The sequence below is a fragment of the Salinicola sp. genome, assembly GCF_982684285.1.
Genome location: NZ_CEXLVS010000447.1, coordinates 1 through 1,452, shown reverse-complemented (window position 1 = coordinate 1,452; position 1,452 = coordinate 1). Strand labels below are relative to the sequence as shown.

The following is a 1,452-nucleotide window of genomic DNA, read 5'->3' as shown; positions in this document are numbered from 1 at the left end:
ATCTACATCAAGTACCTCAACATAATTCGCTGAGAAACGTAAGGTGGGCGTTGGATACCAATTTAATGCTGCCGACATGGAATCAACTTCACCACCATCAATATCTGAATCTGATAAATCTAAGCTGCTATTTCTGAGGCCAAACTCCCACGCGCCAATACCTCCTTCACCCACGATGCCTTTTGGTGTCACGCCGCCAAATGCACCTTTTTTATAGTTACGTGACTCACCGGTAAAGAAATAACCCGTTTGCACATACCAGCCATCAAAGTCTAAATCACTGCCACTGTTGCGGTTAACTGAGGTAGTAATGTATTCAGCTTGAGCATGCAAAGAACCAAAAGTTGCGGCTGCTTCGACGCCCACTTTTAAATAATGATTCACATCAGCAATAATGCCAGTATCAACAATATTAATGCCCGCGACATGACTTTCAGGTGTTTGTTTAAATTGTGTTGAATCATCGTTATCACCAGTATCACGATAGTTCATGCCTACACCAAAATGGATTAACTTGGTTTTTTCATTGATCGGTGCAAACGTCGCCCGTGCCCCCGCACCCCAACCTTCATCTTCATCACTACCTTTAGTCGTCAAAGACTCACCAAATAAACCACCAGCAAGTGACCAATGTTTATGTTTGGTGCTGGCCATCACACCGATATGACGACCTGCAGAAAATGCCGATGGAAGTGCACGTTCAGTAAACAGCGTGTATTTAGAGCTCGTTTGCTCTTGCAACATAAATGGATCTTTAAAGTTACCCACTTTTAGTTGCAAATTATCAAAGCCGTCATAACTAATAAAGGCGTCAGCTATGCCCTTGCCATTTGCACCCGTACTAGCAAAGTCATATTGCAATTTATAAGCCCAGTCGTAATACATATTTCCTTGTAAATACAGACGTGCACGCCTAATTTCAGTACCGTTACCCATATCTGGGTTACCACTGTAGATCGCCGCATCTGCTTGTACTCGACCACCTAGTTTTGTGCTGAACTTACCGTCCCGCGTTTTAACGGTGATGCCGCCTTTCACTTTTACTTCAACATCAGCAGGTTTTGTTGCTTCAGCCAATTGTTTTTTCACTTCTGCTTTTTCTTCATTGGCCTGGGTCTGATTTTGTTTTAACTCGGCGACTAAACGACCGTATTGTTCATCACTGACCATGCCATTCTCATGCAACATATTAATCAGTGTTTCGATTTCAGATCCTGCATATGCGGGCATAGCCAAAAATGACAAAATCGCTACTGCGACGGCGGTTGTTTTTAAGTTCATGGTCAGAACCCCTTCCATTAAAATTTATCTTACAAGAAATATATAGGCTTAATTGATCATATATATTTACAAAACATCAGCAGTTTATCATTGATATCAAATAACAAAATATGTTTACATGTGCATATTATGGAAATTAAATTCAACCTTAACTGGCAACTTAATAATGGC

1 protein-coding gene is annotated in these 1,452 nt (G+C 41.1%); it reads right to left on the bottom strand.

Going from position 1 to position 1,452, the window contains the following annotated elements; genetic code table 11:
- The coding region (locus AC3AYF_RS20930) for an OprO/OprP family phosphate-selective porin (protein ID WP_487780395.1) at nt 1-1,299 on the bottom strand (1,299 nt) is incomplete at its 3' end.
- Nucleotides 1,300-1,452: the final 153 nt, after the last annotated feature.